At 52.7% G+C, this 4,620-nt stretch carries 4 protein-coding genes, 4 tRNA genes and 1 rRNA gene; 8 read left to right on the plus strand and 1 reads right to left on the minus strand.

The window, feature by feature from the left end; all coding sequences use genetic code 11:
* The 3 genes from rrf to birA all read left to right on the plus strand — a co-directional run.
* Nucleotides 1-114 (plus strand): 5S ribosomal RNA (gene rrf, locus CBW22_RS21435); the annotation flags it as partial.
* A 150-nt stretch (nt 115-264) separates the two neighbouring features.
* Nucleotides 265-1,302 (plus strand): UDP-N-acetylmuramate dehydrogenase, encoded by a 1,038-nt coding sequence (gene murB / locus CBW22_RS21440; protein WP_088517821.1) that lies wholly within the window; start codon nt 265-267, stop codon nt 1,300-1,302.
* A complete protein-coding gene (birA, locus tag CBW22_RS21445; protein WP_088517822.1) occupies nt 1,299-2,261 on the plus strand; it encodes a bifunctional biotin--[acetyl-CoA-carboxylase] ligase/biotin operon repressor BirA in 963 nt (320 codons plus the stop codon). The genes murB and birA overlap by 4 nt, the downstream gene beginning before the upstream one ends.
* Before the next feature lie 53 nt (nt 2,262-2,314).
* On the opposite strand, the gene coaA is transcribed toward birA, so the two are convergent.
* Nucleotides 2,315-3,265: a type I pantothenate kinase gene (gene coaA / locus CBW22_RS21450; protein ID WP_058759911.1), complete on the minus strand. Its 951-nt coding sequence runs from the start codon at nt 3,263-3,265 to the stop codon at nt 2,315-2,317.
* A gap of 396 nt (nt 3,266-3,661) precedes the next feature.
* On the opposite strand from coaA, the gene CBW22_RS21455 reads away from it, so the two are divergent.
* From CBW22_RS21455 to CBW22_RS21475, 5 genes are all read left to right on the plus strand, one after another.
* A tRNA-Thr gene (locus CBW22_RS21455) sits at nt 3,662-3,737 on the plus strand.
* 7 nt (nt 3,738-3,744) lie between these two features.
* Nucleotides 3,745-3,829 (plus strand) — tRNA-Tyr (locus CBW22_RS21460).
* Between the two features lie 189 nt (nt 3,830-4,018).
* Nucleotides 4,019-4,093, plus strand: a tRNA-Gly gene (locus CBW22_RS21465).
* 5 nt (nt 4,094-4,098) lie between these two features.
* A tRNA-Thr gene (locus CBW22_RS21470) sits at nt 4,099-4,174 on the plus strand.
* 106 nt (nt 4,175-4,280) lie between these two features.
* The coding region (locus CBW22_RS21475; RefSeq protein WP_176428164.1) for a GTP-binding protein at nt 4,281-4,620 on the plus strand (340 nt) is incomplete at its 3' end.

The following is a 4,620-nucleotide window of genomic DNA, read 5'->3' on the forward strand; positions in this document are numbered from 1 at the left end:
TGGCGGCAACAGCGCGGTGGTCCCACCTGACCCCATGCCGAACTCAGAAGTGAAACGCCGTAGCGCCGATGGTAGTGTGGGGCCTCCCCATGCGAGAGTAGGGAACTGCCAGGCATCAAACCAGTAAAAAAGCCCCGGACGAGAGTCCGGGGCTTTTTTACGTCCGTACTTCAGCAAATTTCCCGCTAAAAACGCGAAAACTCCCCACTGTAAAACCGTGCAATCGGGTAAACTACGGCCAGATTAATCAGTAAAGGCCGTAACATGTCCAGCCCTCAGACTTCCCTGAAAGCGTTCAACACACTGGGTCTTGCAATCGCGGCTGAAAAGCTTGTTGTTGCGGATAGCGCAGAAGCCATTTCCTCTGCCTGGCACGCCAGCCAGCAAAATAATCAGCCGTTTATGGTGCTTGGCGAGGGCAGTAACGTCCTGTTCCTCGAAGATTTTGCCGGCTGCGTGGTGATTAACGCGATTAAAGGCATCACCCTGGAAGAGCACGACGAAGCCTGGCATCTGCACGTTGGTGCTGGCGAAAACTGGCATCAGTTGGTTGAGCACACTCTAAAGAAAGGCCTCACCGGGCTGGAAAATCTGGCGCTGATTCCTGGCGTGACGGGATCGGCACCCATCCAGAACATTGGCGCTTACGGTGTTGAATTTAAAGATATTTGCCAGTACGTCGAAGTGTTACACCTGTCGGATAGCACAGTCACGCGTCTGCACCGTGATGAATGCCAGTTTGGCTATCGCGACAGCATCTTCAAACACGCGATGAAGCACGACTATGTGATTGTGGCCGTCGGGCTGCGTCTGGCGAAGCAGTGGAAACCGGTACTGAGCTATGGCGATCTGGCGAAGCTCAATCCCGCTACCGTATGCGCGTGGGACGTATTCAATGCGGTGTGCCATATGCGGCAAAGTAAGCTGCCCGATCCGCGCGTAACAGGTAATGTAGGCAGTTTCTTTAAAAACCCCCTGATTTCCGCTCAGCAGGCAGAGGCATTGCTTACGCACTATCCTGCTATGCCGCACTATCCACAGCACAGTGGTGAGGTCAAGCTGGCCGCAGGCTGGCTGATCGATCAGTGTGCGTTGAAAGGCTACCGTCTTGGCGGCGCTGCGGTGCATCGTCAGCAGGCACTGGTACTGATCAACGAAGACAATGCCACACCGCAGGATATTGTCGCCCTGGCCCATCATGTGCGTCAGGAGGTGGGGAAAAAATTTGCCGTGTGGCTGGAGCCTGAGGTGCGGTTTATTGGCGCGCAGGGCGAGCGTAACGCCGTCGAGGTGATTTCATGAAAGATCATAGCGTTCCATTAAAACTGGTCGCCCTGCTGGCCGATGGCGAATTTCACTCTGGTGAACAGCTGGGTGAAGCGCTCGGTATGAGCCGCGCTGCCGTGAATAAACATATTCAGACGCTGAAAAGCTGGGGCCTCGATGTCTACACCGTGACAGGGAAAGGTTACAGCCTGCCAGCGCCGATTCAGTTGCTGAATGAAGAGGCGATACTGGCGCATCTGTATCAGGCGGATTTGGCGGTGATTCCGGTTATTGACTCAACGAATCAGTATTTACTCGATCGCATGGACCAGCTGAACTCCGGCTATGCGTGCATCGCGGAATATCAACAGGCCGGGCGCGGCCGGCGCGGACGGAAATGGTTCTCGCCGTTTGGCGCCAATCTCTACATGTCCATGTACTGGCGACTGGAGCAGGGGCCAGCTGCGGCAATGGGTCTGAGTCTGGTGATTGGTATCGTGATGGCAGAGGTTATCCAGTCGCTGGGCGCGGCAGACGTCCGCGTTAAGTGGCCAAATGACCTCTATCTGCAGGATCGTAAACTGGCGGGTATTCTGGTTGAGCTCACCGGTAAAACCGGCGATGCGGCGCAAATTGTCATGGGCGCGGGGATCAACCTGGTAATGCGGGGCGAAGGCACGGCGGAAATCAATCAGGGTTGGATCAATCTGCAGGAAGCGGGCATCGAGATCAATCGTAACGAACTCGCCGCCAGGCTGATAAACCGTCTGCGTGAAGCTTTACCGCTGTTTGAACGCGATGGGCTGGCGCCGTTTGTCGGCCGCTGGGAAGCGCTGGATAACTTTATCCATCGCCCGGTAAAACTGCTGATTGGCGATCGTGAAGTGCATGGCATTGCGCGCGGAATTGATAAGCAGGGCGGTTTATTGCTGGAACAGGATGGTGAGATTAAATCCTGGGTCGGTGGCGAGATCTCATTACGTCCCGCTAATTAACACAGTAAACAGTAATGCATTAAACGCCCTGATAAAGCAGGACGTTTTTAATACTATTTTCGTAACCGCACGCTTTGCACGGCATGATCCGCAGACTTGGTCATGATCAGGCTGGCCCGCTCTCGCGTAGGTAAGATGTTTTCTTTTAAATTCAGCCAGTTAATTTCTTTCCATAATCCACGTGCAATACTTTCTGCTTCCTCTTCAGGCAGCTGAGAATAGTGGTGGAAATAAGAGTCCGGATCGCTGAAGGCACCTTCGCGGAATTTAAGAAAGCGATTAACGTACCAGCGCTCTAATAAGTTTTCTGGCGCATCGACATATATTGAAAAGTCGACGAAATCTGAGACAAATACATGATGCGGATCGTGCGGATAATCCATACCGCTCTGCAGGACGTTCAGCCCTTCCAGAATCAGGATGTCCGGCTGCTGCACCACCTTATCGCCATCCGGGATGACATCGTAAATCAGGTGTGAATACACCGGTGCGGTGACCTGACTGGCGCCCGATTTCAAATCCGATACGAACTTCACCAGTCGATGCATATCATACGACTGCGGGAAGCCTTTCTTTTTCATCAGGCCGCGCTCTTTCAGCACCGCATTAGGGTGCAAAAAGCCATCGGTGGTGATGAGTTCCACCTTGCGGTGCTCGGGCCAGCGGCTAAGCAGCGCCTGTAACACGCGCGCGGTGGTGCTTTTACCGACGGCGACACTGCCGGCAATACTGATAATGTACGGGATCTTCTGGCCATTGGTGCCAAGGAACTGCTCCAGCACCGCCTGACGGCGCAGATTTGAACTGATATAGAAGTTCAGCAGACGTGATAGCGGCAGATAGATCTCGGCAACTTCTTCCAGCGAAAGATCTTCATTGATACCGCGCAGCCGTTCAATTTCGCTGGCGGCCAGCGTCATCGGTACGGAATCTCGCAGCGCAGCCCATTGCTGGCGATCAAACTGCAGGTAGGGCGTCGTCAGTGGCGTCGTTTTTTTACTCATAAGCATGCATCTGACCGCAAATTCTGGCTCATCTACACCTTGCAGCAACAGGCATACAGCGATGTGTCGAACTCAGTTGCACGTCACAGGGGTAATTTAACGAGAACAATGGGCAGGAGGGTAACACCAGTGTGACTTTAAAAAGAAGTAAAATGATAAACCTGAGCACGCTTTCGTAAGCAGGCCCGCATTTTTATGATCACAGTATGAGGCTAACGCGGTATTAAAGAATAATCAGGCTGTGGGCTGGCGGAAAAACACACCATGTTTGCTGCTTTTTGCTGCACTGGCGGGGCGTTTTGCGAGGATTTGCACAAATAGTAAGCGGTAGTGCAAATTTAGCAATTTTTTTGTTGCATCCTGAACCCGGTCTTCCTAGAATGCGCGTCACTTGATGCCGGCTTAGCTCAGTTGGTAGAGCAACTGACTTGTAATCAGTAGGTCACCAGTTCGATTCCGGTAGCCGGCACCATCAAGTAGGTGGGATTCCCGAGCGGCCAAAGGGAGCAGACTGTAAATCTGCCGTCACAGACTTCGAAGGTTCGAATCCTTCTCCCACCACCATCTCAACCTCTCGGTTGAGCGTCAGATAAAGGCTTATCTGATGGGTGAGTTCAACTCTCTCACCTTCGAATTCAGATTGCGCAGTAGCGTGATCACCGTCAGTCAGAAACTCTGACTGGCTCGAATAATAGAAGGTCTTCTTTTATTATTCATAAGCTACAGAAAGAACAGGTAGCCGAGTTCCAGGATGCGGGCATCGTATAATGGCTATTACCTCAGCCTTCCAAGCTGATGATGCGGGTTCGATTCCCGCTGCCCGCTCCAGATGTGCTGATATGGCTCAGTTGGTAGAGCGCACCCTTGGTAAGGGTGAGGTCCCCAGTTCGACTCTGGGTATCAGCACCACTTCCTTTATCTCTCTCCTGATTCTCTCTCTGTAAAACTAACATCAGGTTTTGCCTGGTTAATGTGACGATATCTTTGATATATCCGTGTCTTAGAGGGACAAGCGATGGCTAAAGAGCAATTTCAACGTAACAAACTGCACGTAAACGTGGGCACCATCGGTCACGTCGACCACGGTAAAACCACTCTGACTGCGGCAATCACCACCGTTCTGGCTAAAACCTACGGCGGCCAGGCGCGTGCATTCGATCAGATCGATAACGCGCCAGAAGAGAAGGCTCGTGGTATCACCATCAACACCTCTCACGTTGAATATGAAACCCCGACCCGTCACTACGCACACGTTGACTGCCCAGGCCACGCCGACTATGTGAAAAACATGATCACCGGTGCTGCGCAGATGGACGGCGCGATCCTGGTTGTTGCTGCGACTGATGGCCCAATGC

The organism is Pantoea sp. VS1 (assembly GCF_002207995.1).
In the GTDB taxonomy this organism is placed as follows: domain Bacteria; phylum Pseudomonadota; class Gammaproteobacteria; order Enterobacterales; family Enterobacteriaceae; genus Pantoea; species Pantoea dispersa.